Source organism: Kribbella pratensis (genome assembly GCF_004365355.1).
GTDB lineage: Bacteria > Actinomycetota > Actinomycetes > Propionibacteriales > Kribbellaceae > Kribbella.
The window spans coordinates 99,580-124,931 of sequence record NZ_SODP01000005.1 but is presented as its reverse complement, the minus strand read 5'-3'; the positions used below and the strand labels follow the sequence as shown (position 1 = coordinate 124,931).

At 68.8% G+C, this 25,352-nt stretch carries 26 protein-coding genes and 1 tRNA gene; 4 read left to right on the top strand and 23 right to left on the bottom strand.

The window, feature by feature from the left end:
- Positions 1 to 31 precede the first annotated feature (31 nt).
- The 8 genes from EV653_RS38725 to EV653_RS38690 all read right to left on the bottom strand — a co-directional run bounded on the left by EV653_RS38725 (position 32) and on the right by EV653_RS38690 (position 5,515).
- A complete protein-coding gene (locus EV653_RS38725; protein WP_134111301.1) occupies positions 32 to 829 on the bottom strand; it encodes a F0F1 ATP synthase subunit delta in 798 nt (265 codons plus the stop codon).
- Complete coding sequence (locus tag EV653_RS38720; RefSeq protein WP_134111299.1) at positions 829 to 1,401, bottom strand: F0F1 ATP synthase subunit B; 573 nt, start codon at positions 1,399 to 1,401, stop codon at positions 829 to 831. Before EV653_RS38720 ends, EV653_RS38725 begins: the two co-directional genes overlap by 1 nt.
- A gap of 34 nt (positions 1,402 to 1,435) precedes the next feature.
- Positions 1,436 to 1,660 (bottom strand): ATP synthase F0 subunit C, encoded by a 225-nt coding sequence (atpE, locus tag EV653_RS38715; protein WP_130448646.1) that lies wholly within the window; start codon positions 1,658 to 1,660, stop codon positions 1,436 to 1,438.
- 78 nt (positions 1,661 to 1,738) lie between these two features.
- On the bottom strand, positions 1,739 to 2,521 hold the full coding sequence (atpB, locus tag EV653_RS38710; RefSeq protein ID WP_134111297.1) for a F0F1 ATP synthase subunit A: 783 nt from the start codon (positions 2,519 to 2,521) through the stop codon (positions 1,739 to 1,741).
- Positions 2,522 to 2,639: 118 nt separating this feature from the next.
- Positions 2,640 to 2,852: an AtpZ/AtpI family protein gene (locus tag EV653_RS38705; protein WP_134111295.1), complete on the bottom strand. Its 213-nt coding sequence runs from the start codon at positions 2,850 to 2,852 to the stop codon at positions 2,640 to 2,642.
- A gap of 90 nt (positions 2,853 to 2,942) precedes the next feature.
- Positions 2,943 to 3,407: a hypothetical protein gene (locus EV653_RS38700; protein ID WP_134111293.1), complete on the bottom strand. Its 465-nt coding sequence runs from the start codon at positions 3,405 to 3,407 to the stop codon at positions 2,943 to 2,945.
- 204 nt (positions 3,408 to 3,611) lie between these two features.
- On the bottom strand, positions 3,612 to 4,730 hold the full coding sequence (locus tag EV653_RS38695; protein ID WP_134111291.1) for a glycosyltransferase family 4 protein: 1,119 nt from the start codon (positions 4,728 to 4,730) through the stop codon (positions 3,612 to 3,614).
- Positions 4,730 to 5,515: an L-threonylcarbamoyladenylate synthase gene (locus EV653_RS38690; RefSeq protein WP_238160740.1), complete on the bottom strand. Its 786-nt coding sequence runs from the start codon at positions 5,513 to 5,515 to the stop codon at positions 4,730 to 4,732. The genes EV653_RS38695 and EV653_RS38690 overlap by 1 nt, the downstream gene beginning before the upstream one ends.
- 109 nt (positions 5,516 to 5,624) lie before the next feature.
- Between EV653_RS38690 and EV653_RS38685 the strand changes: the two genes are divergently transcribed.
- The 3 genes from EV653_RS38685 (at position 5,625) to EV653_RS38675 (ending at position 8,540) form a co-directional block, all read left to right on the top strand.
- Positions 5,625 to 6,650 carry an adenosine deaminase gene (locus EV653_RS38685; protein WP_134111287.1) on the top strand — a complete coding sequence of 342 codons (1,026 nt, stop codon included), beginning with the start codon at positions 5,625 to 5,627 and terminating at the stop codon, positions 6,648 to 6,650.
- A gap of 79 nt (positions 6,651 to 6,729) precedes the next feature.
- Positions 6,730 to 7,662, top strand: coding sequence for a hypothetical protein (locus tag EV653_RS38680; protein ID WP_134111285.1), 933 nt, complete (start codon positions 6,730 to 6,732; stop codon positions 7,660 to 7,662).
- Positions 7,659 to 8,540 carry an endonuclease/exonuclease/phosphatase family protein gene (locus EV653_RS38675; RefSeq protein ID WP_134111283.1) on the top strand — a complete coding sequence of 294 codons (882 nt, stop codon included), beginning with the start codon at positions 7,659 to 7,661 and terminating at the stop codon, positions 8,538 to 8,540. Before EV653_RS38680 ends, EV653_RS38675 begins: the two co-directional genes overlap by 4 nt.
- 102 nt (positions 8,541 to 8,642) lie before the next feature.
- On the opposite strand, the gene prmC is transcribed toward EV653_RS38675, so the two are convergent.
- From prmC to EV653_RS38600, 15 genes are all read right to left on the bottom strand, one after another.
- Positions 8,643 to 9,464 carry a peptide chain release factor N(5)-glutamine methyltransferase gene (prmC, locus tag EV653_RS38670; RefSeq protein ID WP_134111697.1) on the bottom strand — a complete coding sequence of 274 codons (822 nt, stop codon included), beginning with the start codon at positions 9,462 to 9,464 and terminating at the stop codon, positions 8,643 to 8,645.
- Between the two features lie 377 nt (positions 9,465 to 9,841).
- A complete protein-coding gene (prfA, locus tag EV653_RS38665; RefSeq protein WP_134111281.1) occupies positions 9,842 to 10,918 on the bottom strand; it encodes a peptide chain release factor 1 in 1,077 nt (358 codons plus the stop codon).
- A 90-nt stretch (positions 10,919 to 11,008) separates the two neighbouring features.
- Positions 11,009 to 11,215 carry a 50S ribosomal protein L31 gene (rpmE, locus tag EV653_RS38660; protein WP_134111279.1) on the bottom strand — a complete coding sequence of 69 codons (207 nt, stop codon included), beginning with the start codon at positions 11,213 to 11,215 and terminating at the stop codon, positions 11,009 to 11,011.
- Positions 11,216 to 11,323: 108 nt separating this feature from the next.
- Positions 11,324 to 13,753 (bottom strand): bifunctional YncE family protein/alkaline phosphatase family protein, encoded by a 2,430-nt coding sequence (locus tag EV653_RS38655; protein ID WP_134111277.1) that lies wholly within the window; start codon positions 13,751 to 13,753, stop codon positions 11,324 to 11,326.
- 301 nt (positions 13,754 to 14,054) lie between these two features.
- On the bottom strand, positions 14,055 to 16,265 hold the full coding sequence (gene rho / locus EV653_RS38650) for a transcription termination factor Rho (protein WP_134111275.1): 2,211 nt from the start codon (positions 16,263 to 16,265) through the stop codon (positions 14,055 to 14,057).
- Positions 16,266 to 16,591: 326 nt separating this feature from the next.
- Complete coding sequence (thrB, locus tag EV653_RS38645; protein ID WP_238160739.1) at positions 16,592 to 17,608, bottom strand: homoserine kinase; 1,017 nt, start codon at positions 17,606 to 17,608, stop codon at positions 16,592 to 16,594.
- 8 nt (positions 17,609 to 17,616) lie between these two features.
- Complete coding sequence (thrC, locus tag EV653_RS38640) at positions 17,617 to 18,681, bottom strand: threonine synthase (protein ID WP_134111270.1); 1,065 nt, start codon at positions 18,679 to 18,681, stop codon at positions 17,617 to 17,619.
- Between the two features lie 4 nt (positions 18,682 to 18,685).
- Complete coding sequence (locus EV653_RS38635) at positions 18,686 to 19,993, bottom strand: homoserine dehydrogenase (RefSeq protein WP_134111268.1); 1,308 nt, start codon at positions 19,991 to 19,993, stop codon at positions 18,686 to 18,688.
- The gene (gene lysA / locus EV653_RS38630; RefSeq protein WP_134111266.1) at positions 19,990 to 21,396 is read right to left on the bottom strand and encodes a diaminopimelate decarboxylase; all 1,407 of its coding nucleotides are present in this window, start codon (positions 21,394 to 21,396) and stop codon (positions 19,990 to 19,992) included. Before lysA ends, EV653_RS38635 begins: the two co-directional genes overlap by 4 nt.
- The gene (gene argS, locus EV653_RS38625) at positions 21,393 to 23,051 is read right to left on the bottom strand and encodes an arginine--tRNA ligase (RefSeq protein ID WP_134111264.1); all 1,659 of its coding nucleotides are present in this window, start codon (positions 23,049 to 23,051) and stop codon (positions 21,393 to 21,395) included. Before argS ends, lysA begins: the two co-directional genes overlap by 4 nt.
- A 62-nt stretch (positions 23,052 to 23,113) precedes the next feature.
- Positions 23,114 to 23,464 carry a VOC family protein gene (locus tag EV653_RS38620; protein WP_134111262.1) on the bottom strand — a complete coding sequence of 117 codons (351 nt, stop codon included), beginning with the start codon at positions 23,462 to 23,464 and terminating at the stop codon, positions 23,114 to 23,116.
- Positions 23,465 to 23,527: 63 nt separating this feature from the next.
- Positions 23,528 to 23,941: a type II toxin-antitoxin system VapC family toxin gene (locus EV653_RS38615; RefSeq protein ID WP_134111260.1), complete on the bottom strand. Its 414-nt coding sequence runs from the start codon at positions 23,939 to 23,941 to the stop codon at positions 23,528 to 23,530.
- Entirely contained in the window at positions 23,941 to 24,183 is a 243-nt protein-coding gene (locus tag EV653_RS38610; RefSeq protein WP_238160738.1) for a FitA-like ribbon-helix-helix domain-containing protein, read from the bottom strand. The genes EV653_RS38615 and EV653_RS38610 overlap by 1 nt, the downstream gene beginning before the upstream one ends.
- Before the next feature lie 54 nt (positions 24,184 to 24,237).
- Complete coding sequence (locus tag EV653_RS38605) at positions 24,238 to 24,765, bottom strand: hypothetical protein (RefSeq protein ID WP_134111258.1); 528 nt, start codon at positions 24,763 to 24,765, stop codon at positions 24,238 to 24,240.
- 43 nt (positions 24,766 to 24,808) lie between these two features.
- Positions 24,809 to 24,994: a PspC domain-containing protein gene (locus EV653_RS38600; RefSeq protein WP_134111256.1), complete on the bottom strand. Its 186-nt coding sequence runs from the start codon at positions 24,992 to 24,994 to the stop codon at positions 24,809 to 24,811.
- A gap of 191 nt (positions 24,995 to 25,185) precedes the next feature.
- On the opposite strand from EV653_RS38600, the gene EV653_RS38595 reads away from it, so the two are divergent.
- Positions 25,186 to 25,257, top strand: a tRNA-Arg gene (locus EV653_RS38595).
- Positions 25,258 to 25,352 lie beyond the last annotated feature (95 nt).

Genomic DNA, 25,352 nt, shown 5'->3' with positions numbered 1-25,352 from the left:
TTGACCTTGCTGGCCTGTTGTCTGTGAGCCGTCAGCCCGCGATGCGCCGCTGCGCTTCGTCGAGCCGGGCCGCGATGGTTCCGTCGATCACTTCGTCGCCGATGTCCACCCGGACGCCGCCGACCACCTGCGGGTCGACGATCACGTTCAGCTGGACCTGGCGGCCGTACTGCCGGCTGAGCGCGTCGGCCAGCCGGGTGCGCTCCGCCTCCGACAGGTCGGTGGCCACCCGCACGGTCGCGATGCTGGCGTTGCGCCGGGCCGCCGCGGCGACCTGGTAGCTCCGCATCGACGCCGCGAAGCTCCGGCCCCGCCCGTCCACGGCCCGCTCGGCCAGCCGCACCGTACTGACGTCGGCCTTGCCCTCCAGCAACCCGCGGATCAGCTGCTGGCGGTGCTCGACCGGGATCACCCGGTCCCCCAGCTTGTCGGCCAGGGCCCGCTCGACCGCGACCACGCGGTCCAGCCGGAACAGCTCGTCCTCGACCTCGTCGAGCTTCCCGCGGCTGTCGGCGTACGCCACCTCGGCCTCGACACTCAGCTGGTCGAGGGCGTCGGCCAGGTCACGACCGCTGACCCAGCGGCCGGACACCGCGACGGACAGGATCTCCAACGCCTGGGGGGAGATCTTGCCGCCGAACAGCTGCTGCGCCAGGCCGACCTTGGTGTCCTTCGGACGGGCCGGGTCGGTCAGCGCGCGCCGGAGCGCGCCGTTGCCGTCGAGCAGCTTGGCGATCGAGAACAGCTCGCCGCCCAGCGACTCGGCCGGGCTCACACCCGCCAGGGCCTCTTCGGCCCGGGCGAGTGACTCGTGCGACGCGCCGCGCATCAGCGGTCCGTTCCGACGGCCTGACGAGCCGACTCCGACTCCTCCAGCTCCGCCAGGAAGCGCTCGACGGTCCGGCGCTGGCGCGCCTCGTCCTCGAGCGACTCACCGACGATCCGGGAGGCCAGGGTGGTCGCCATCGTGCCGACCTCGCGGCGCAGCGAGGCGACCGCCTGGGCCCGCTCGGCGTCGATCTGGGTGCGCGCGTGCGTGACGATCCGCTCGGCCTCCGCGTTCGCCTGCTCGCGCATCTCCGCGATGATCTGGGCGCCCTGCTCGCGGGCGTCCTCGCGGATCTTCGCAGCCTCCTGGCGGGCATTCGCCAGCTGCGCGTTGTACTTCTCCAAAGCCGCCTTCGCTTCGGCCTGGGCCTGCTTGGCGTCTTCCATCCCGCCTTCGATCGCCTGGGTCCGGTCGGCGTAAGCCTTCTCGAACTTCGGGACGACCACCTTGGCGAAGGCGATGGCCAGCAGGATCAGGAAGACGAAGGCGAAGATGATCTCGGCGGTGTGCGGAAGCAGCGGGTTGACGTCCTCGCCCGCGGCCGCGGCCAGAGGTAGCACCATCGTCATCATGTCTGAGTCCTGTCAGTCAGTCTGGAAAGTTGGGTCAGCTGGCCTTGAAGACGAAGGCGAGCGCGATACCGATGATCGCCAGAACCTCGGTGACGCCGAAGCCGATCCACGCGATCGACTGCAGCTTGCTCTGGGCCTCCGGCTGACGCGCGGTGCCGTTGATGACGGCAGCGAAGATCAGACCGACGCCGACGCCCGGGCCGATCGCGGCGAGGCCGTAGCCGAGGACTGCGATGTTGCCGGCAATCTCGAGAGCCATTTCAGGTGTTTCCTTTCGGTACGGATAGGGACTATCCGGGTTTCCGTTACTACGGGTCTATGTAGGGGGTACTGCGGATCAGTGGTCCTCGGCGATGGCGCTGCCGATGTACTGCGCGGTCAGCACCACGAAGATGTAGGCCTGGATGCACTGGACGAACAGCTCCAGCCCGGCGATCGCGAGGCCCATCAGGAAGGTGACGACACCTACGCCGGCGAGCAGCACCTTGCCGGACTCGAACACCAGGTAGTCGGCGCCGAGCACGAACACGAGCAGCAGGATGTGCCCGGCGAACATGTTCGCGAACAGCCGCAGGCTCAGCGAGATCGGCCGGACCACGATGTTCGAGATGAACTCGATCGGGATCATCAGCGGCATCAGCCACCACGGCACACCGGCGGGCATCGTCTGGTGCTTGAAGTAGCCCCAGAGGCCGTGCTTGCGGATGCCGACCGCGTTGTAGATGATCCAGCTCAGGATCGCCGCCGAGTACGCCCAGCCGATGTGGCTGAAGGTCGGGAACTGGATCAGCGGGATGGTCGCCGCAACGTTGTTCAGCAGGATGAAGTAGAACAGGCCGCACAGGTACGGCACGTACTTCATGTACTCCTGGCTGCCGATCGCGTCCCGGGCGATCGAGTTGCGCACGAAGTTGTACCCGAGCTCGCCGGCGAACTGCAGTCTGCTCGGAACGATCGCGGACTTGCGGGACGCAGCCCAGTAGAACCACACGATGACCACGACGGTCAGCATGCTGACCAGAACGGGCTTGGTGAACCAGTCCACGCCGTTGATGATCGGCGGGGTGTCGAAGCTCTGTGGACCGGGTGCGATGAACTCGGTCGGAACGCCGGCGGTCACCGGGTCTCCTCTCGCGTCGTGCTCAAGTCGGACGCCTTGTACGTAAGGGCAGGGCGGCTCAGGGCATGGCGGTCAACAACGTCAGACCCGGTGCGGATCCGTCCTTGCCCCGAAGGGTTTAAGACTTTCCGTACCGGAAGTGCAGCAGCAGGATGGTGAGCCCGGCACCGAGGACGATGCCCACCGGAAGCAAGAATTCGGTGCCGAAGAGGCGATCCAGCCCGAAGCCGATGCCCCCGTAGAGCAGGACACCGCCGATCAAGTAGGACAGGACCCGCCAGCCGTCGCCCGAATTCGGGGGTGATGGCTTCGGATCCTGATGCTCGCTCATTGGCACCCGAAACGTACCAGTTGGCGACAGATGCGGTCACATCGGCCCCAGTAATCTCCACCACAGCACGGGAATCACTACCAAGCGTGCTCATGCGGTCACCTCTTTGTCGAGGTCGTAGATCGGCACGCGGAGCCGGGACCAGGCCCAGATCTCGCCGGCCATCCAGCCCATCACGACGACCAGGGCGACCAGGCCGAGCACGGTCAGATTCACGTGCCTGGCCAGGCTGTCCGAGCTCAGCGCGACCGCGAGCAGACCGCCGAAGACCGCGATCCGTCCGGTGTACGACGCCATCGCAACGGCCAGCTGCATGGTCGGAGAAGTCTTGCGGGACAGGTGCAGCGCGATCAGACCGGCGCCGGAGAAGACGATCACCATCAGCAGGCCGAGCAGTGCGCCCCAGAGACCGGCGACACCGGCCGCGACCGTGGACACAGCGGTCGCATTGACTCCGACGACCAGTGCGGCGATCAGAGCGCCACGCAGCATTGCCAGCGCCGGGTGCTTTGTCGCTTGTCCGGCGGGTTTCGGGCTGTGGTCCGTAGGAGCCATCTGGTGGTTCCGTCCTGCTGGCGAAACTGGCTCGCGGCCAATTCGTCGGGTGGGCGGGGTCAGGGGTGTCGCTGTTCTTTGCTGGTGCTTGTGAAAACTAGCACAAAGTCTGCACCGTCAGCAAAACGAGCGTCCTTCCCGCTGTACAGCCACACCTTATCGGTATGCCAGGAAGGCGAGTGGTCTGGTCCCGACCGGCGAGGATCAAACTTTGGCGAGCGGTTTCCGGGAACGCCTCGGGAGACCGGTCGTGAGCAGGACCGCGGTGACCGCGACGGCCAGCACGATCAGGGCCGTCCACCAGTACAGGACAAGGCCGAGAACCACGACGCCGTACGCGATCAGGGCGGTCCAGAGGTACATCAGCAGGACGGCGCGGCGGTGCGAGTGGCCGCGTTGCATCAGGCGGTGGTGGAGGTGCTGCTTGTCGGCCGCGAACGGCGAGCGGCCGGCCTTGGTACGGCGGATGTAGGCGAGCGTCAGGTCCAGTGCGGGGATCGCGAGGATGGCGATGGGGAGGACCAACGGAAGCAACGCGGGCAGCAGGCTCGAGCCGCCGACCTCGTACGGGACGGCGTTCGGGTCCATCTGGCCGGTCAGGCTGATCGTCGACGCGGCCAGCATCAGGCCGATCAGCAGGGCGCCGGAGTCGCCCATGAAGACCCTGGCGGGGAAGAAGTTGTGCGGCAGGAAACCGAGGCAGGCGCCGGCCAGCGCGACCGTGATCAGGGTCGAAGTGGTCGCCCGGTCGAGGTTCTCGTGGAAGTTCAGCAGGTACGAGTACGCGAAGAACGCCGTCGCGCCGATCGCGGTCACGCCGGCCGCGAGGCCGTCCAGGCCGTCGACGAAGTTCACCGCGTTGCAGGAGACCAGCAGGATGCCGGCGGTCAGCACCGCCAGCTGCGCGGGCGACGGCGAGATCACGCCGCCGGGCAGCGGCAGCCAGTACAACTGGATGCCTTGGACAACTAGTACGCCGACCGCGAGGACCTCGCCGGCCAGCTTGGTGATCGCGTCCAGCTCGTACAGGTCGTCGACCACGCCGACCGCGCAGATCACCACGCCGCCGACCAGGATGGCGCGGGCATCGTGGGCCACCTGCAGGCTGTTGCCGAGGAACGGCAGGTTGGAGGCGACGATGTACGCGGCGATCAGGCCGCCGAGGATCGACAGGCCGCCGAAGTACGGGATCGGTACCTTGTGCACGTCCCGGGCCCGGACCTTGGCGACCGCGCCGTACCGCAGCGCGATCTGCCGGGCGACGCCGGTCAGCAAGAAGGTCGTGGCCATCGCCACGAACAGGACCAGCAGGTACTCGCGCACTAGTCGGCAGGCCTCGCATCTGGATCGGACTTCTCGTCGCCCTCGTTGGACGCCGCGACCGGCTCGTCAGTTGGCTTCGGCTCGTCCGTCTTCGGCTCGTCCGTCTTCGGCTCGTCCGTCGGTTCGTCCGGCTTGGTTTCGTCGCCCTCGGTGCTGACCTCGGGGACGACGGCGCGCAGCTGCTCGAGCGAGAGAGCGCCGACGCGGACCACGCGGGGTGTCTCGCCGGTGATGTCGACGATCGTGGACGGTTCGCCGCCGCTGACCTGGCCGCCGTCGAGGTACACCGCGACCGATTCGGCCAGCTGCTCCTCGGCGTCGTACACGTCCAGCGCCGCCGGCTGACCGGACTTGTTCGCCGAGCTGACCGCGAGCGGCCCGGTCCGGGACAGCAGTTCGCGGGTGTTCTCGTGGTCAGGCACCCGGAGCGCGACCGTGCCCTGTGTCTCCCCCAGGTCCCACATCAGCGAGGTCTGCGCGTGGCAGATCAGCGTCAGCGGCCCGGGCCAGAACTCCTGCGCGAGCTTGCGCCCGCTGTCCGGTACGTCGGTGGCGAGCGCGTCCAGCGACTCGGCCACCGAGATCAGCACCGGCGGCGGCATGTCCCGGCCGCGGCCCTTGGCGTCCAGCAGCCGCTGGACGGCGTCGGCCTTGAAGGCGTCCGCGGCGATGCCGTACACGGTGTCGGTCGGCAGGACGACCAGGTCGCCGGCCTCGATGGCGTCCACAGCCGCGCGGTACGCCGGTGCCAGTTCGTCCCCGGTGAAGTCGAAGCGCTCACTCACGGGGTGAATCGTGCCACTCAGGCGGGCCCCGCCCCTAACCGGGTCGATGCTGACAATCGATTGTCAATTTCCGGGCAGACCGGTCCGCGAGCTCCTTAAGATCCCGGTCATGACTGTGTCGCGTGAGTTCCTCGCCGGGTTGCCGAAGGCCGAGTTGCATGTCCACCACGTCGGGTCCGCGTCGCCGCGGATCGTCGCCGAGCTCGCCGCGCGGCACCCGGGATCGCCGGTGCCGGCCGATCCGGGCGCGCTGACGGAGTACTTCAAGTTCAGCGACTTCGCGCATTTCATCGACATCTACCTGTCCGTCGTCGAGCTGATCAAGACGCCGGAGGACGTGCGGCTACTGACGTACGAGATCGCCCGCGAGATGGCCGAGCAGCAGAACCTGCGCTACGCCGAGCTCACGGTCACGCCGTACACCTCGGTGGTGCGCGGGATCCAGGCGGAGGCGTTCTGCGAGGCGATCGAGGACGCGCGGGTCGCGGCCGAGAAGGAGTTCGGACTCGTGCTGCGCTGGATCTTCGACATCTCCGGTGAGGCAGGGATCCCGGCCGCCGACGAGACCTTGCGGATCGCGACCAAGATCCGGCCGGAGGGGCTGGTCGGGTTCGGGCTCGGCGGTCCGGAGATCGGCGTACCGCGGCCGCAGTTCCAGCCGCACTTCGACGCGGCGATCGCGGCGGGTCTGCACAGCGTGCCGCATGCGGGCGAGACGACCGGACCGGAGACGATCTGGGACGCGGTCCGGGTGCTGAAGGCCGAGCGGATCGGCCACGGTACGTCGACGATGCAGGACCCGGAGCTGGTCGAGTACCTGCGTGAGCACCGGATCCCGCTCGAGGTCAGCCCGACGTCGAACATCGCCACCCGCGCGGTCGCGTCGTACGACGTCCACCCGCTGCGCGCGATGGTCGACGCCGGCTTGGTGGTCACGATCAACTCCGACGACCCGCCGATGTTCGGCACCGACCTCACCAACGAGTACGTCGTCGCGGGGCGGCTGCTCGACCTGGACGCGACCGGCGCCGCCGAGCTGGCGAAGACCGCCGTCCGGGTGTCGTTCGCGGACGACACGGTGAAGGACTCCCTGCTGACCGAGATCGACGCCTACGTCGAGCAGAACAAGGAGTAGCTACGTCGCTCCAGCCGGCGTCGGAAGCGCGGGCTGGATCGGATCAGGCCCGGCGGATCGAGTGTGATTGGCTGGTGCGGTGCGGAGAGTCTGTGGGGCGCTGGCCGTCGGCCTGTTGTGCCTTGCGGCCTGCAGCGATACACCGTCACCCGCACCGGCCGGCTCGCCGGCGCCGACGCCTGTGCGCGCGACGCCGACTCCCCCTCCCCCGCCGGCGAACGGTGATCTGCCGCGGGGCGGGCGGGTGATCTTCCCGAAGTACCAACTCGTCGGGTACGTCGGTCTACCGGGCTCGCCTGCACTCGGGCCGCTGGACAAGGACCTCGACGCGAAGGCAGCCAAGCTCGAGAAGCTGGCACAGGCGTACGCGGGCGGTCGGACTCCGCAGCCGGTGATGGAGCTGATCGCCGTCGTCGCTCGTGGGTCGCGCGGCAAGGACGGCCTGTATCGCGGGCGGCTGGACGACGCGGCGATCGAGCGGTACCTGACCGTCGCGCGGAAGCACAAGATGCTGTTGCTGCTCGACATCCAGCCGGGGCGGGCGAAGATCCTGCCCGAGGTGAAGCGGCTCGAGCGATGGCTGAAGGAGCCGGACGTCGGGCTGGCTTTCGATCCGGAATGGGCGGTCGGGCCGGGGCAGGTGCCGGGACGGGTCTTCGGGCATACGACGGGCGCGGAGCTCGACAGCATCGCGGCGTACCTCTCGGGGCTGGTGACGGCGAACGACCTGCCGGAGAAGGTGTTCGTGTTCCATCAGCTGTCGGCGCGGATCGTCAGCAACGAGAGGGCGCTGAAGCCGCATCCGGGCGTGGTGACGATCAAGTCGGTCGACGGGATCGGCGCCCGCGAGGACAAGCTCAAGACGTGGGCGAAGCTGACGACGGGGCTGTCGCCGGCCGTGCATGCCGGGTTCAAACTCTTCTACACCGAGGACACGCGGCACGGTCCGTTGATGACGCCGGCGCAGGTGCTCGCGCTCAAGCCGCGACCCGAGCTGGTGATCTACGAGTGATCTCGATCGCTTTCGCGAATGTCGCCGGCGGTCGCTTCGTCGACTCGTCTGGGAACTACGTGGACGAGGACCGTACGGCGGACTTCGGCCGGGCGCTGGCAAGGTTGCGGCCGGAGGTGCTGATCGTGACCGAGCTCGACCCTTCCGGCGATCAGCTCGAACGGCTGACCGCGGCCGCGATGCCCGGTGCGCAGTTGGTACGGCACGCGTTCTCGGACTCTCATATCCCGGGTGTACGTCGGTTGGGCGTCGGCATCGCGTCGTCGTACCCGCTGGTCGAGCTGGATCGGATCGACCTGCCGAACCCCTCGATCGACTTCCTGCATTGGCGAACCGGCGAGCCGCTTGTTGCCCACGGCAAGGGATTCTTGGTGGTGCGGGGCGACTTCGGGGCGCTCGGCGAGATCGACATCGTGGGCGGACAGGTGTGCCCGATCCACATGTTCCGGAGCGCAGAGGGGGTCGAGTACACCTATCGCGAGGGGCCGGGGCGGGAGGCCGGCGAGCAACTGGCGGCGTACTTGCGGGAGGAGTTCGCGGCCCGCGGCATCCAGCGCGCGATCGTCGCCGGCGATCTCAACATGCCGAACCCTGAGGACTTCTTCGGCAAGTCCCTCGGCCTGGTAGATGCCTTCGGCAACCCACCACCCGTCACGACCCCGGACGGCCGCTCCATCGACCGCCTCTTCACCACCCCGGACCTCGTCGCCCGCGAGGTCGAGGTACTCCGGTTGCCCGGCACGGACCACTTCCCGGTCGTCTGCCGCGTCGACCGCCGCCGTCCCGAAGCACCCGCACCCAGCCGCATCCGCGCCCAGGACCTAGCCCGCCCACCCGCTCGTCCAACCCCTCGGCGCCCTGGCATCACCCGCAGCTAAGCCCGCCGCCACGCCCGGCTGTGGTTAATCACGGAAATGGTCCGTTCCTGACCCGCATGCGGCGGGCGAAGAGGCGGCCTCAGCGGTTAACCAGTGAGATTGTCAGATGCGGCGGCCGGTGGTGAAGCGGTGGCGGCCGGAGAGGTCCAGTTGGTCGCGGACCTCGGTGAACGAGCCGGTGGCGGTGAAGACGGCAGGGGCCGACTCGCCCTGGACGTCGGCGTGCTCGCAGGCGAACCAGCCGCCGGGTTTGAGCAGGCGGGCAGCGGTGGCGGCGACCACCTTGATCTCATCGAGGCCGTCGTCGCCGGACCACAGGGCGAGCGCCGGGTCGTGGTCGCGTACTTCGGCTGTCACGGACTCCCAAGCAGTCAACGGGATGTACGGCGGGTTGGAGATCACCGCATCCACCTGACCGTCGAGCTCCGGCAGGCAACCGTCGATGTCGCCCTCGTGCAGGATCGCGCCGGTGCCGTCCAGGTTCCGCCGGGCCCAGACGCACGCCTCGGGGGACAGCTCGACAGCGTGTACGACGCTGTCCGGGCGCTCGGTCGCCACCGCACCGGCGATCGCACCCGATCCGGAGCAGAGGTCGACCACCAACGGGTTCTTCACGCCGGCGATCCGCTCGAGAATCCAGCCGACCATCACCTCGGTCTCCGGCCGCGGCACGAACACCCCCGGCCCGACAACCAGCTCCCGATACCGAAACCCCGCCGTACCAGTCAGATGCTGCAAGGGCTCGCGAGCCGCCCGCCGGTCAATCAACTCGCGATAAACCCGCCGCTGCTCCTCACTCGGCTCAGCCAGCTGCATCCGACTGGACCCGGTAACAAACGCAAGCAACTCAGCCGCGTCATACTCAGCCGAAACAACCCCCGCAGCAGCCAACCTCCCAGCCGCCCCAGCAACCAACCCCCGCACTCCCCCGGCATCCCGCCGGTCCAGAGCGTCCCCACCCCCAGACCGAGCCAAGCCCTCTCCCCCAGCCTCCGACCGAGCCAAACCCTCGCCCGCACGCCCAGACCGAGCCAAGCCCTCTCCCCCAGCCTCCGACCGAGCCAAGCCCTCGCCCGCACGCCCAGACCGAGCCGACCCCTCGCCCCCCGCCTCCGACCGAGCCAAGCCCTCTCCCCCAGCCTCCGACCGAGCCAAGCCCTCGCCCGCACGCCCAGACCGAGCCAAGGCCTCTCCCCCAGCCTCCGGCCGAGCGAAGCCCTTGCCCGCACCCTCAGACCGAGGCGGGCTCTCATCTACTCCCCCGCCCCCGAGCGGAGCGAGGGGGTGGGTTTCTTTTTCGTTCACTGGGATTCGACGGCCTCTAGCCGGGCGTTGAGGTCGGCTTCGGTCAGTGCTGTGATGACTGGCTCGAGTTCGCCGCCGAGGACCTGGTCCAGGTTGTGGGCCTTGTAGCCGACCCGGTGGTCGGAGAAGCGGTTCTCGGGGAAGTTGTAGGTGCGGACGCGCTCCGAGCGGTCGACGGTGCGGATCTGCGAGCGGCGCGCGTCGGAGGCCTCCTGGTCGGCGGCCTCCTGCGCAGCAGCCAGCAAGCGCGCACGCAGTACGCGCATCGCCTGCTCGCGGTTCTGCAGCTGGGACTTCTCGTTCTGCATCGACACGACGATGCCCGTCGGCAGGTGCGTGATGCGTACGGCGGAGTCCGTCGTGTTGACGCTCTGCCCGCCCGGACCCGACGACCGGAACACATCGATCCGCAGGTCGTTCGGGTCGATCTCGACGTCGACGTCCTCGGCCTCCGGCAGCACCAGCACGCCGGCGGCAGACGTGTGGATCCGCCCCTGCGATTCGGTCACCGGCACCCGCTGCACCCGGTGCACGCCGCCCTCGAACTTCAGCTTCGCGTACGGCGCATCGCCCGGCTCCGGCGTACCTTTCGCCTTCACCGCGACCGTGATCGACTTGTACCCGCCCAGGTCGGACTCGGCCGAGTCGAGCACCTCGGTCTTCCAGTTCTGCGACTCGGCGTACTTCAGGTACATCTTCAACAGGTCGCCGGCGAACAGCGCGGACTCGTCGCCGCCCTCACCCGCCTTGATCTCGAGGATCGCGTCCTTGTCGTCGTTGGGGTCCCGCGGCACGAGCAGCGTCTGCAGCCGCTCGGCCAGCTCCTCGCGGCGTGCGGTCAGCCGCGTCGCCTCCTCGGCGAACGCCGGGTCCTCCGAGGCGAGCTCCCGCGCGGCCTCGATGTCGTCGCCGGTCTGCTGCCACTCGTGGTACGTGCGAACCACCGGCGCCAGCGCGGCGTACCGCTTGCCGACCCGCCGGGCGTTGGCCTGGTCGGAGTGCAGCTCCGGCTCAGCCATCTGCCGCTCCAGCTCGGCGTACTCCGCCTTCAGCGTCTCAACCGCCTCGAACATGCCGCACTCCTCCTCTCGGACAAACCCTGACAACACAAACCGCGCGCCGGTCCCGCCCAGGACAGGCGGAACCGGCGCGCGGCAGGAAAGCTACTTCTTGGCGTACCGCTTCTCGAAGCGGGCGACCCGGCCACCGGTGTCGAGAATCTTCTGCTTGCCGGTGTAGAAGGGGTGGCACTGCGAGCACACGTCGGCGTGGATCACGCCGTTCTCCGCGGTCGAGCGCGTGGTGAACGTGGCGCCACAGGTGCAGGTCACCGTGGTCTCGACGTACGTCGGGTGGATATCAGCCTTCACAACAGGTCTCCTAGGAATCAGGTGCCCCGGGTCGTCCACACGGTGTGAACGTGAACCGGAACCGACCATCTAGTGTGCCACGACCCGCCGATCCGGCGGAAATCCGGGTCAGCGCCCGCCTTCCTCGGCCGCCTCCGCCCCGCTCGCCGGGACGCCCCGCGGCGCCGGCATCGGGCTGTCCGCGCCCTTGACGCTCTTCCAGATCGCCTCGTTCAACTGCCGCTCGGGAGCCAGGTCGGCGCCGCTGAAGTTCATCTTCGACGACTCCGCCGCCAGCGGTGCGGCCGCGGTGTTCTTCTCGTCGAGCGACTGCGCCGGCGTCCGGGCGTCGTACGGCGTGAAGTCCGGCTTGGCGGTGAAGCTCGCCGTCATCGGGGTCGCCGCGGCGTCGAACTGGGTCAGCGGCCCGATCCCGGCGATCAGCTCCATCGTGCGCATCATCGCCACCGTGCTGTACATGGTCGAGTCGACCTTGCCGGTCTGCGTGTACGGGCTGATCACCAGCGCGACGGTCCGGTGCGCGTCGACGTGGTCGGGCCCGTTCTGCGCGTCGTCCTCGGTGACGAAGATCGCGGTGTCCTTCCACTCCTTGCTGTGCGACACAGCGTCGACGATCCGGCCGAGCGCCAGGTCGTTGTCGGCCACCGCGGCCTTCGGCGTCGGCTTGCCCACCGACGTACCGAACGTGTGGTCGTTCGCGAGCCGGATGAACTGCATGGTCGGCACGGTCCCGGCCGTCGAGGCTGCCTGGTACTGCTGGATCCACTCGTCGGCCCGGGTCACGTCCTTGATGTCACCGTTCTGCGCCGCGTAGTTCGGGTCGGTGTGTGCGGCCAGTCGCGGCTCGGTTGCGAACACCTTGGCGGGCAGCGGGCCGCCGGCCCACATGCCGGAGTTGCGGTACGAGATGCCCGCGTCGTCGAGCCGATCCCAGATCCGCGAGTCGCCGGTCAGCTTGCCCGGATCCGTTGCCTGGTTGGTGTACACGTCGTCGCTGCGTCCGCGGCTGCTGTACGCGACCGGCCACAGGTGCTCGTTGTAGGCGTTGGACTCCGACCCGGTGGCCCACTCCCAGCCGTCGGACGAGACCGCGCCGTCGGCGTAGAAGTTGTCCAGCGTGACGAACTGCCGGGCGAGCTGCCGGTGGTTCGGCGCGGACTCGTCGCCGAACAGGTTCAGCGCCGGATCGCCGTCGCCCTTACCGAGCGAGCCGAACACCTGGTCGTACGTCCGGTTCTCCTTGACCACGTAGATCACGTGCTTGATGGGGCTCGGGTCCCCGGGCCGCGCCGGTACGACGTTCGCCGGGCCGTTCGGGTGCACGGCCGTGTCGAACCCGTCGTTCTGCCGGACCTGTTTGGTGTAGTGCGCCAGCTCGGGCGGGCGGGGTACGGCGATGTCGGACAGCGTGCCCATGATCATCGAGCCGACGTACTGCGAATAGTCGACGACCGGGTTGGTCGGCTGCGGACCGCCCGGGTTCGGGCCTGCGCCGAGTCCCTTCGCGTTCGTCACCAGCAGCCGGTGCTTGTCCTTGGTGACGGTGACCGTGGTCGGGTACCAGCCGGTCGGGATCAGCCCGCTGACGTGGTTGTTGGCGAGATTCACGACCGCGACGTCGTTGTCGCCGGCGTTCGCGACGTACAAGGTCTTCCCGTCGATCGCCAGGCCCTGCGGGCTCGAGCCGACCGGAGCGTGCCGGTACGGCGCCAGGTCGATCGTCCGCGTGATCGCGTCCGTGGCCGGGTTGACGCCGATGACCTTGTCGGCGTCGGTGACCGCGACCAGCATTTCACCGGTGGCCGGGTTGCGGACGATCGCGGTCGGGTGGCTGCCGACGGTCAGCGTTGCGCGGACCTTCAGGGTCGCGGTGTCGACGGCCGAGACCGTGTTCGTCCCCCAGTTCGAGACGTACGCCGTCTCTCCGTCGCCGGTCAGCCCGACCGTGAACGGGTTCGCGCCGGTGGCGACCGTACCGAGCACCTTGCCCGTCGCGGTGTCGACTGCTGCCAGACCACCGCTGCCGTTGTCGGCCACGTAGAGCTTGGAGCCGTCCGCGCTGGTCGTGAGGCCGGCCGGGAACGAGCCCTTGGGCAGCGTGATCGGGGTGGTCTCGGTCAGCAGGCCATCAGCCAGCGAGTAGACCCGGATCTTGTCGTTGCCACCCGCGGCCGCGTACAACTTCGTGCCGTCCGGACTCCAGGCGAGACCGATGAACAGCGCCTCCGGACTCGTGTACGGCAGGCTCTGGAGCACCTTGCCGCTCGCGGCCTCGACCAGCGAGAGGCTCTGGGTCCGAGTGCCGTCGTTGCTGACCGCGAGGTACTTGCCGTCGGGGCTGAGCACCGCACCGAACGGCTTCTCACCGAGCTTGGTCTGGTTCCCGGCCGGTGTGACCCGCCAGCCGTACGTCGTGACCGCCGAACCGTCCGGCGCCGGGCCTGCGTGCCGCTCGGGCAGCACCTTCGCCGCCGCGACGCCGGTGGCCGCGACCAACGCGATCCCGACCACCGCCGTGAATCGCCAGTGTGTGCGCATTCCAACTCCCGCCGAAGTCTGTGACTACTTGACGGGTTGGAGCATTCCTCCGGGGAGAAACCTTCGATTAGGTCGAGATGAACCCCGGGCACAGCTTTTCTCAGCTTCTCTCAGCTGGCTGAGAACATCCTCAGCCAGCCGAGAGTCAGCCCCGGGCACGTCTCAGCCCCGGCACGTCTCAGGGGTCAACCCCCGAGCTGGTCGGTTCGTCCACCTGCATGCAGGGTGTCAACCGGCAAGCTCAGGGGTTGACCCCTGAGACGGACTGGGCCGGCGCGGCGGGTGAGCCGCGCCGGGGTGGTCAGTCGCCGTTGGTGGTGCTGTGGCCGGCGCCGGTCGACGGCGTGGTCTTGTTGACCTGGAGCAGGAACTCGATGTTCGACTTGCTCTCCTTGAGCTTGCCGATCAGCAGTTCCAGCGCCGCCTGACCGTCGAGGGCCGAGAGCACGCGGCGCAGCTTCCAGACGACCTGGGTCTCGTCCTTCGACATCAGCAGCTCCTCGCGGCGGGTGCCGGAGGCGACGACGTCGATGGCCGGGAAGATCCGCCGGTCGGCGAACTCACGGCGCAGCCGGAGCTCCATGTTGCCGGTGCCCTTGAACTCCTCGAAGATCACCTCGTCCATCTTCGAGCCGGTCTCGATCAGCGCGGTCGCGAGGATGGTCAGCGAGCCGCCGTCCTCGATGTTGCGGGCCGCACCGAAGAACCGCTTCGGCGGGTACAGTGCGGACGAGTCCACACCGCCGGACAGGATCCGGCCGCTGGCGGGCGCCGCGATGTTGTACGCGCGGCCCAGCCGGGTGATCGAGTCGAGCAGGACGACGACGTCGTGGCCGAGCTCGACCAGCCGCTTCGCCCGCTCGATCGCCAGCTCCGCGACCGTGGTGTGGTCGTCGGCCGGCCGGTCGAACGTCGAGGCGATGACCTCACCCTTGACCGTGCGCTGCATGTCGGTGACCTCTTCGGGCCGCTCGTCCACCAGCACGACCATCAGGTGCACTTCGGGGTTGTTCGTGGTGATCGCGTTCGCGAGCGCCTGGAGCACCATCGTCTTACCGGCCTTGGGCGGCGAGACGATCAGGCCGCGCTGGCCCTTGCCGATCGGGCTGACGATGTCGACGATCCGGGTGGTCAGGATCCCCGGCTCGGTCTCCAGCCGGAGCCGCTCGGTCGCGTACAGCGGAGTCAGCTTGTTGAAGTCCTGCCGCTGCTTGGCGATCTCCGGGTCGGCGCCGTTGACGGTGTCGATCCGGACCAGCGGGTTGAACTTCTCCTTGCGCTCGCCCTCCTGCGGCTGCTTCACCGCACCGGTGATCGCGTCGCCCTTGCGCAGGCCGTAGCGCTTGACCATCGAGAGCGCGACGTACACGTCGTTCGGGCCGGGCAGGTAGCCACTGGTCCGGACGAACGCGTAGTTGTCGAGTACGTCGAGGATGCCCGCGGCCGGGACGAGGACGTCGTCCTCGCTGATCGTCGGCTCGGCGTCGAACCGCTCGCCGCGACCACGGTTGCGGTTGCTGTCGCGACCGCCGTCACGCCCGCCGTCCCGGCCACCGTCGCGGTTGCCCGGCTGGCCGTCGCGGTTGCGGTCCCGGTCGCGTCCGCGGCGGCGACGACGACGTCCGTCGCCTTCCTCACCGCGATCGTCCTGGCGGTTCCGCTGGTTGTCGCCCTGACCATCACGCTGGCCATCGCGCTGGTTGTCACGCTGACCATCGCGGTTCGTGTCGCGGTTCCGGTCCCGGTTGCCGTCACGGTTGCCGTCACGGTTGCCGTCACGGTTGCCGTCACGGTTGCCGTCCCGGTTGCCCTGACCGTCGCGCTGGCTGTCGCGCTGACCGTCCCGGTTGGTGTCCCGGTTCTGGGTGTCGCGGTTGCGGTCCCGGTTCTGGCTGCCGTCGCGGCCGTCCCGGTTGCGGTTGCGGCTCTGATTGTCGCCGCGGTCGTCGGCGCGCTCGTCGTCACGGGTCTCGACCCGCTCGGAGGCGCCGTTCTGAGCGGCGGTCCCGGCGTGCCCGGCGTGCCCGGCGGCCGGCGCCTCGGCCGGAGCCGAGGCGGTGACGGTCGCGGCGGCCGGAGCGGTCACCTCGGGAGCGGCGCCGTTCCGCGCCGATTCGTCCTTCGGAGTGTCTTGCGGCGTCTCTTTCTGGGCCGCGGCTCGGGTCCGGCGGCTGCCGCCCTCGCGCTTGGCCGGCGCCTCAGCGGTCTTCGCCGCGGGCGCTGAGGACGCGGAGGACTCGGCGGCCTCGTCCAGCGTCGGCTGCGTCGCCTTCGCCCGGGAGCCACCGGTCGAGCCGCCGCCGGCGGTGGAACCACCGGCCTGAGCGGCCTTGATCGCCTCGATCAGCTGGCCCTTGCGCAGTGCGCCGGTGCCCTTGATGCCGAGCGTCCCGGCGAGCTGCTTGAGCTCGGGGAGCAGCATGCCCTCGAGGCCGCCACCAGCTTTGCGGCGACGCGGCGCGGTGGTAGCCGCGGCGTCTCCTGCGCTGGAGGCTTCAACAGTTTCTGTCACGTGAGGTCCTTCCCACACGGATCGTCGAAGGCCTGCACGGCTCATCGACCAATTTCATTCCACCCACGACCGCACAACGGGCACGCGGGGTACAAGAGGCTCTCGCTCGATCTGAGTCCCCCCGGACTTCTCCGACGCAGGCGGCGCAAGGTCACATCCACAGGAGGGTCGCCACACAACACAGGGTGCCGGGAGCACAGCCCGGATCGTGACGAGAGTTCACCGATCACCTGGAGGGGATCGGGTGAGTCGAGACTAGCACCACTACGGGTCGTCCGGTTGACTCGGTCTGTACAACGCGTGTCAGCAGCTCAGGATTCCCCGTTTCAGCCGGCTTCCATGGACCAGACCTGTACGCCGACTGGATCAATCTCCAGCTCGTACTTCGTCCAGCCGTCCGGCGGCTCCGGAGTTCCGCCGAAAAGATTGCCGTGACCTGCGCCTTTACCGTCCTGAATACCCAGTACGGCGACCGTCGGGCCGGCTCCGCTGACGATCGCGGCCAGCCCGCTACCGCGCAGTTTGTGCACCAGCGCAAGGCTCTCGGGCATCGCCGGCTCGCGGTACTCCTGATGCAGCCGGTCCTCGGTCGCGGTCAACAGCAATTCCGGCCGGCCGGTCATCGCCGCGACGAGCAATGCGGCTTTGCCCGCGTTCGCCGCCGCGTCGGTGTGGGAAACAACGCCCGGCAGCAGTCCGCGCGCCTCTTTGGTCAGCACGCGATTGTCAGGTACATAAGCAACCGCAGCCAGTCCGTCCGCCGGTTCCAGACGAACCGCGCGGCCACGCCCCTCGGTTGGCTCTGCTCCTTCTGTCCAAGCGATCGTGAACCCGCCAAGGGCTGCGGCCGCGACGTTGTCCGGGTGCCCTTCGAGCTCGTTCGCGAGTACGACGAGACGCTCGCGATCGACCGGCTCCCCCGCCAACGCGTACGCCGCCGCGAGGCCGCCGACGATCGCCGCGGACGACGAACCGAGCCCGCGACCGTGCGGGATCCGGTTCTCGCAGCGCAACGTGAACCCGGGCACCGCTGCACCGAGCGCCTCGAGGCCGGCCCGGATCGACTGCACCACGAGATGGGTCTCGTCCAGCGGCACTTCGCCCTCGCCGCAGCCGCTCACCTGGACAGTCACGCCGGACCCGCCGGGCGTGACGACCAAGTCGTCGTACAACGTCAGCGCGAGGCCGAACGCGTCGAATCCCGGGCCGAGGTTCGCGCTCGTCGCCGGAACCCGCACCCGCACCTGGTCACACGGCCGGCGTTGCGCACCGCCCGTGGACTGCGCGGCGGCGGAACCTGCCGACGATTCGGCGGCGGGCCGGTCGGCGGTCGAGGGCGGCACGGCCGCGCTCATGCCAGGCCGGCGACGCGGGCTACCGCGTCGGTGTCGGCCGCGGTGACCGGCGACTCGTCCATGCTCACGTGGTCGAGGGCCGTGTCGATGTCCTTCAGGCCATGGCCTGTCACCGTAATGGCGATGGTCGAGCCACCGGGCAGCCAGCCCTGCGCCTTGGCGTGGAGCAGACCGGCGATCCCAGCGGCCGAAGCCGGCTCCACGAACACGCCCTCACGAGCGGCCAGCTCACGCTGCGCGTTCAGGATCATCTCGTCGGTGATCATCTCGATCCGGCCGCCCGACTCGTCCCGCGCGGCCTCGGCCAGCGTCCACGACGCCGGGTTGCCGACCCGGATCGCGGTGGCCGCGGTCTCGGGCTTCTCGACGATCGCGCCGCGCACGATCGGCGCTGCGCCCTCGGCCTGGAACCCCCACATCTGCGGGGTCCGGGTGGCGAGCTTGTCCTTTGCGTACTCCTGATATCCCTTCCAGTAGGCCGCGATGTTGCCCGCGTTGCCGACCGGAAGCAGGTGCAGATCGGGCGCGTCGCCGAGCGCGTCGCACACCTCGAACGCCGCGGTCTTCTGCCCTTCCAGGCGGACCGGGTTGACCGAGTTCACCAGGGCGACCGGGTAGTGCTTGCCCAGTTCACGGACGATCCGCAGGCAGTCGTCGAAGCCGCCGTCGATCTGCACCAGCTTGGCGCCGTGCACGACCGCCTGCGCGAGCTTGCCCTTCGCGATCCGGCCGGCCGGGATCAGCACCAGCGGGACCATCCCGGCGCGCACGGCGTACGCCGCGGCCGAGGCCGAGGTGTTGCCGGTCGAGGCGCACACAACCGCCTTGTCACCTGCCTGCGCGGCGAGCGAGATCGCCACGGTCATGCCGCGGTCCTTGAACGAGCCGGTCGGGTTGTTGCCCTCGACCTTCAGCCAGACCTCGCAGCCGGTCTGCTCGCTCAGCCACTGCGCGGCCACCAGCGGCGTACCGCCCTCGCCGAGCGTGACGACCGGCGTGTCCGCCGACACAGGAAGCCGGTATCGGTACTCCTCGATCACGCCCTGCCACTGGTGAGCCATAGTTCTACTCGCCTTCCACCCGCATCACACTGCTGACTTCCCGAACGATGTCCATGTCGCGCAAGGCGTCCACGGTCGCGGCCAACGCGGCGTCGGTCGCGGTGTGAGTGACCACAACCAGCTCCGCGTCACTGCCCCGGCCTTCCTGGCGGACGGTCTGGATCGACACGTCGTGCTCGGCGAACGCCTGGGCCACCGCCGCCAGCACACCGGCCTTGTCGGCCACATCCAGCGACACGTGGTAGCGGGTCATCGCGTCGCCCATCGGCCGCACGGACCGCTGGGTGTACGACGACTCGCCGACACCCGGCACGCCCTTGAGCCGGTTGCGCGCGGCGGACACCAGATCCCCGAGGACTGCACTGGCCGTCGGGGCGCCGCCGGCACCACGACCATAGAACATCAGCCGCCCGGCTGCTTTGCTTTCCACGAAAACCGCGTTGTACGCGTCCCGGACACTGGCCAACGGATGCGTGAGCGGGATCATCGCCGGATACACGCGGGCGCTGACCGAGTCGGTCGTCTCGTCGAGCTCGCAGATCGCCAGCGACTTGACCACGCAGCCCATCTCGCGGGCCGATGCGATGTCGGTCGCGCTGACCTCGGTGATGCCCTCGCGGTGTACGTCGGCGATCGAGACGCGGGTGTGGAACGCCAGGCTGGCCAGGAGCGCTGCCTTCGCGGCGGCGTCGAATCCCTCGATGTCCGCGGTCGGGTCGGCCTCCGCGTACCCGAGGGCCTGGGCCTCCTCGAGCGCCTCGTCGAAGCCGGCGCCGGTGGTGTCCATCTTGTCGAGGATGTAGTTCGTGGTGCCGTTGACGATGCCCATCACCCGGATCACGTCGTCGCCGGCGAGCGACTCGCGCAGCGGCCGCAGGATCGGGATCGCGCCGGCGACGGCGGCCTCGAAGTACAGGTCGCGCTCGTACTTCTCCGCGGCCGCGAACAGCGTCGGGCCGTCCTCCGCGAGCAGCGCCTTGTTCGCCGTGACGACGGAGGCGCCGTGCTCGAGCGCGGTCAGGATCAGGCTCCGGGCGGGCTCGAGACCGCCGATCACCTCGATCACCAGATCCAGATCGCCGCGCGACACCAGCGCCTGGGCGTCGGTCGTGATCAGCGCCGGGTCGACCGCGATGTCGCGGGCGCGGCCGGGGCGGCGTACGGCGATGCCCGCGATCTCCAGGCGGGCGCCGACGCGGGCCGCGAGATGGTCCGCCTGCTCGGTCAGGATCCGCACCACCTCGGTGCCGACCACTCCGCAACCGAGCAGGCCTACCTTGAGAGGTTTGTTGTCGTTCGCGGTCTCGATCATTCAGCGGTCCCCATATCAAGGCGAAGCAGGTCGTCTTCGGTCTCACGGCGTACGACGACCCGCGTTCGGCCGTCCTTCACCGCGATCACCGGCGGCCGCGGCACGTGGTTGTAGTTGCTCGCCATCGAGCGGCAGTACGCGCCGGTCCCCGGGACGGCGATCAGGTCACCGGGCTGGACATCGGCGGGCAGGAACTCGTCCTTCACGACGATGTCGCCGGCCTCGCAGTGCTTCCCGACCACGCGGGCGAGTGTCGGCTCGGTGTCGGAGTAGCGGTTGGCCAGCGTGCAGGAGTAGTCGGCGTCGTACAGCGCGGCGCGGATGTTGTCGCTCATGCCGCCGTCCACGGACACATACGTCCGCATAGCGCCGGCGTCGAGCTCGACCTCCTTGACCGTGCCGACGGAGTACACCGTGCACATGGCCGGACCGACGATCGCGCGTCCCGGCTCGATCGACACCTTGGGGATGTCGACCTCGAAGGCGCGGCACTCGTGCTCGACGATCTTGCCCATCTCGGTCGCGAGCTGCGCGGGGTCGGACGGGTCGTCCTGCGTCGTGTACGCGATCCCGAACCCGCCGCCGAGATCGAGCTCCGGCATGTCCACGCCGAGCTCGTCGGAAACCCTTGCGTGCAAGGCGATCACGCGCTTCGCGGCCACCTCGAACCCCGACGAGTCGAAGATCTGCGAACCGATGTGCGAGTGCAGGCCGAGCAGCTCGAGCTCCGGCGCTTCGTTGACCCGGGCAACGGCTTCGAAGGCCGCGCCGGACGTGATCGAGAAGCCGAACTTCTGGTCCTCGTGCGCGGTCGCGATGTACTCGTGGGTGTGTGCCTCGACGCCCGCCGTCACCCGGATCATCACCGGCGCGACGACGTTGCGCTCCCCCGCCAGCTCGATCAGCCGGGAGATCTCGTACTGCGAGTCGACGATGATCCGCCCGACGCCGGCGTCCAGCGCGCGAGCCAGCTCGGACTCGGACTTGTTGTTGCCGTGGAAGCCCAACCGCTTCGGGTCGGCACCGGCCCGAAGCGCGACGGCAAGCTCTCCCCCGCTGCAGATGTCGAGGTTCAGGCCCTCTTCCATCACCCAGCGGACGACCGTCGTACACAGGAACGCCTTGCCGGCGTAGTAGACGTCGAAGTCCTTGAACGCCGTCTTGAAGGCACGGGCGCGGGCCCGGAAGTCGTCCTCGTCCAGGACGAAGGCCGGGCTGCCGTGCTCGGCGACCAGGTCGCGGACGTCGACGCCGCCGACGACCAGCGAGCCCTCGGCCGTCTTCTTGGCCGACATCGACCAGAGCGAGGTGACCAGGTCGTTGGGGTCCCGCGGCGCGCGCAGCCACGGTGGAGCCCGGTGGCCGATGTCGGCGTGCAGCGCGCCCGCCTCGTGCGCCCTCACATCCGCTCCGGTGCGGAGACGCCGAGCAGGTCGAGCCCGTTGGCGAACACGGTCCGGGTCGCGGAGACCAGGGTCAGGCGAGCCTTGTGCACCGGCTCGACCTCCTCGTCGCCGCGCGGCAGCACGCGGCAGCTGTCGTAGAACTTGTGGAACGCCGACGCCGTGTCTTCCAGGTACCGCGCGATTCGGTGCGGTTCGCGCAGCTCGGCAGCAGTCGCGACGACGCGCGGGAACTCGGCCAGCGCGCGGAGCAGGTCGCCCTCGCGCTCGTGGCTGAGCAGGCCCGGGTCGAACTCGTCCAGCTTGATGCCGAGCTCGTCCGCGTTGCGCAGGATCGAGGCCAGCCTGGCGTGCGCGTACTGCACGTAGTACACCGGGTTCTCGCTGGCCTGGCGGGTCATCTCCTCGATGTCCAGGGTCAGCGGCGAGTCGGTCGGGTAGCGGCAGAGCGTGTAGCGCAGGGCGTCGACGCCGCCCTCCTCGACCAGCTCGGCGAGCGTGACGATCGTGCCGGCCCGCTTGGACAGCTTCATCTCCTCGCCGCCCTTGAGGATCTTCACCAGCTGGCCGATCAGGATCTCGATGTTGTGCTCGGGGTCGTCGCCGGCGCAGGCCGCGATCGCCTTCAGCCGGTTCACGTAGCCGTGGTGGTCCGCGCCGAGCATGTAGACGCAGGTCTCGAAACCGCGCTCGCGCTTGTTCACGTAGTAGGCCGCGTCGGAGGCGAAGTACGTCGGCTCGCCGTTCGAGCGGATCAGCACGCGGTCCTTGTCGTCGGCGAAGTCCGTGGTCCGCATCCACAACGCGTCGTCCGCGTCGTACAGATGGCCTTGCTCGCGGAGCTTCTGGATCGCGTGGCCGACGCCGTCCTGCTCGTGCAGGCTGCGCTCGGAGAACCACACGTCGAACTTGGTCCGGAAGTGCTCGAGCTGGGACTGCTGCTCCTTGAGCTGGCGCTCGTACCCCGCCTCGCGGAACGCGATCAGCTGCTCGTCGTCCGGCAGTTCGGTGATCCCGGGCACCTCGGCGACGATCTGCTTGGCCAGGTCGAGGATGTACTCCCCGTGGTAGCCGTCCTCGGGGATCGGCTGCCCGTGCGCGGCCGCCTGCAGGCTGGCGCCGAACTTGTCCATCTGGTTGCCGCGGTCGTTGATGTAGAACTCGCGGGTCACGCTCGCGCCCGCGGCGGACAGCACCCGGGCGAGCGCGTCACCGACGGCAGCCCAGCGGGTGTGGCCGAGGTGCAGCGGGCCGGTCGGGTTGGCCGAGATGAACTCGACGTTGATCGTGCGGCCCTGCAGGCTGTCGCCCGTGCCGTACGTCGGGCCCGCGTCGAGGATCGCCTGCGCGACCTTGCCCTGGGCGTCGGCAGCGACCCGGAGGTTGATGAACCCCGGTCCGGCGATGTCCACCGCGGTGATCGCCTCGTCGTCGCGGAGCCGGGCGGCGAGCAGCTCGGCGAACTGCCGCGGATTCATCCCGGCACGCTTGCCGAGCTGCATCGCGACGTTGGTGGCGTAGTCCCCGTGCTCGGGGTTCTTGGGGCGCTCGACCTTCAGCTCGCGCGGCAGCCCGCCCTCGACGGTGATGGCGCCGTCGTCGGCGAGCGCGGCCAGGGCCTGCAGGATCTTCTCAGCGAGCTGTTCCGGAGTCACCGCCTCAGCCTAATGGGCCTGCGCCCAAACCCTTGACTCGCTATCCACAGCCCGGTACGCGATCAGCGCCGGCCGGCGAGCTCGTACAGGTTCCCGTCCGGCGCCCGGACGTTGATCCACTCCCACTTCTCGTCCGCCCCCGGCGGCCCCACCAGCTCGATCCCGCGCCGCCGGAGCTCCTCGGTGGCAGCGTGCACATCGTCAACCTCGAAGAGCGGCACCGGCCCACCCGCGTACTCGTCGAAGAACCCGAAGAACCGGTCGCCGGGAGCCATGATCTGCACGGTGTCGCCTTCGGCCGTCGAGAACTCGGCGGTCGTCTCCTCCGCGAACACCAGGTCGAGCCCCAGCACGCCGCGGAGGAACTCGAACATCTCCTGGTAGTCCCGCGTCGCCACACCGATCCACCGCACACTCAACACCCTCACAGCGACCCGGTGCCCCGAACGAAACCGGGCAGTGCTCGGCAGCTCGGACTACTCCCAAGGGTTGACGAGCCGGATGCCGGTCCCGGCGAAGTCCTCGGTGTTCCGCGTCGCCAAGGTCGCATCCACAATCCGGCAGATCGCGGCGATCTTCGCGTCCGCGTCGTCAATCGGCAACCCGGCTCTGAACCGGCCGACGACCACCTGCGGATAGAGCACAGCGGCTACGACGTCGAACGGCAGGACGGTGGCGGAGAACGCCGTGAAGGCCTCGCCCGCGGCCTCCGCCATCCGCGTCTTCCGCCGGCCGTCCGGCATCTGCTCGATTCCCAGCCGGATCTCGGCCACAGTGATTGCGGTCGTGTACATGCCGTATTCCTTGTGCGCCAAGGCCCAGCTCAGCACCGCCTCATCCGGCGTCGCCTTCATCAGTTCTGAGACGACGTTGGTGTCGAACACGATCATCAGTCGAATTCCACGATCCTCGGGGCGCTGTTCCGCGGCGGAATGTCGAGATCGACGCCGCCGAGCTCGGCGAACCGCTCGTGCAGTGCCATCAGAAGATTCTTGGGCTCGTCTTCGCCGACGGCATCGACGAGGATGGCTCGCACCTCGGCCTCCATCGACCGTCCGTGCCGTGCGGCTCGGACCCGCAGCCGCTGTTTGATGTGATCATCCAGATTTCGCACCGTGATCGCTGCCATCATCGATCACCTCCTCTGCACCCGATGCTAGCAGAAGAGGCGACGAATGATTGCATTTCAGTGACGCACTGTGATGGTGATCTTCGCTTTCGGAGTCAGTGCGGTGTCCCAGGGGGCGGGTGTGCCGTTGAGCGTGATCTTGAGGCTCTTGCAGGCGTCGGCGAGGCAGGTGGCGTCGTACCTGATGCCCCAGAGGGTGAAGAACTGGGCGAGGGTGGGGTGGTCGGAGGTGGTTTTGGCCTCGACCCAGACCAGGCCGTCGGTGGTGTGGGTGTGTACGGCGGCCTGCTCGGCGCGGAGCTTGTCGATGCCGATGCCGGCCGGGACCTGGACCGGTTTGCCGTCCACGCTGACCGCGATGTGCACGGTGTACGGCGCGGGGCCGGAGAAGTCGAGTGGGAGGCGTTCGAAGCCCGCCTTGTCGATGTACGAGACCGCATCCCGCGGGGCATCCCAGGGCGGTGCGCCAGTACGCAGTACGGCGGCGGCCGGCGGCGCGGGACCGACCTGGCAGCCGCCCACCACGCTGCTCGTGAGCAGCAGGACGGCTGCCGTTACGGCCGTTCGCCAGCTGCCTGCTCTCATGCAGAGCAGGTTGCCATGCGGCGCGGCGTGGGTTGCCGGAGGGTCAGCGCTCCGAGGGCATCAGGATCCACAGGACGATGTAGATCAGGAACTGCGGGCCGGGCAGGAGGCAGCTGACCACGAAGATCAGGCGCATCGTGTTGGACGAGATACCAAACCGGCGAGCGAGTCCGGAACAGACACCGCCGATCCAGCGATCATTTGACGGGCGGACCAGAGAGCTAGCCATGAGTAGCGTTCCTTTCCACTGTTGTGCCTTACGACCACTATGACGGTGCCCATGCCCGATCCGATCCCGCCGCACCCGCCTTCCAGGGTCCGCTCAGGGCTCCCCCGTACGACGATCGGCCCGGCCCCGGACACGGCGGGCCTGATTCGGGATTTGAGCGAACTTCCTGCTACTGTTCTGCACGTTCCTGAGCCCCCGTAGCTCAGGGGATAGAGCACCGCCCTCCGGAGGCGGGTGCGCAGGTTCGAATCCTGCCGGGGGCGCGACCGATCTGGCCGATCTGTGTTCGCGGAGAGCGCGAACCTGGATCGGCCGTTGTGTTTTGTGGGGGCCAAGCCCCCACACCCCGGCCGGAGGG

Bases quoted from the DNA above. Each gene is read 5' to 3' on its own strand.
- EV653_RS38720 (WP_134111299.1), bottom strand. From the start codon at position 1,401: ATGATGACGATGGTGCTACCTCTGGCCGCGGCCGCGGGCGAGGACGTC.
- EV653_RS38655 (WP_134111277.1), bottom strand. From the start codon at position 13,753: ATGCGCACACACTGGCGATTCACGGCGGTGGTCGGGATCGCGTTGGTC.
- EV653_RS38705 (WP_134111295.1), bottom strand. From the start codon at position 2,852: ATGAGCGAGCATCAGGATCCGAAGCCATCACCCCCGAATTCGGGCGAC.
- EV653_RS38725 (WP_134111301.1), bottom strand. From the start codon at position 829: ATGCGCGGCGCGTCGCACGAGTCACTCGCCCGGGCCGAAGAGGCCCTG.
- EV653_RS38700 (WP_134111293.1), bottom strand. From the start codon at position 3,407: ATGGCTCCTACGGACCACAGCCCGAAACCCGCCGGACAAGCGACAAAG.
- EV653_RS38600 (WP_134111256.1), bottom strand. From the start codon at position 24,994: ATGGCTAGCTCTCTGGTCCGCCCGTCAAATGATCGCTGGATCGGCGGT.
- atpE (WP_130448646.1), bottom strand. From the start codon at position 1,660: ATGGCTCTCGAGATTGCCGGCAACATCGCAGTCCTCGGCTACGGCCTC.
- EV653_RS38610 (WP_238160738.1), bottom strand. From the start codon at position 24,183: ATGATGGCAGCGATCACGGTGCGAAATCTGGATGATCACATCAAACAG.
- EV653_RS38615 (WP_134111260.1), bottom strand. From the start codon at position 23,941: ATGATCGTGTTCGACACCAACGTCGTCTCAGAACTGATGAAGGCGACG.
- prfA (WP_134111281.1), bottom strand. From the start codon at position 10,918: ATGTTCGAGGCGGTTGAGACGCTGAAGGCGGAGTACGCCGAGCTGGAG.
- EV653_RS38605 (WP_134111258.1), bottom strand. From the start codon at position 24,765: ATGAGAGCAGGCAGCTGGCGAACGGCCGTAACGGCAGCCGTCCTGCTG.
- EV653_RS38685 (WP_134111287.1), top strand. From the start codon at position 5,625: ATGACTGTGTCGCGTGAGTTCCTCGCCGGGTTGCCGAAGGCCGAGTTG.
- EV653_RS38635 (WP_134111268.1), bottom strand. From the start codon at position 19,993: ATGATCGAGACCGCGAACGACAACAAACCTCTCAAGGTAGGCCTGCTC.
- thrC (WP_134111270.1), bottom strand. From the start codon at position 18,681: ATGGCTCACCAGTGGCAGGGCGTGATCGAGGAGTACCGATACCGGCTT.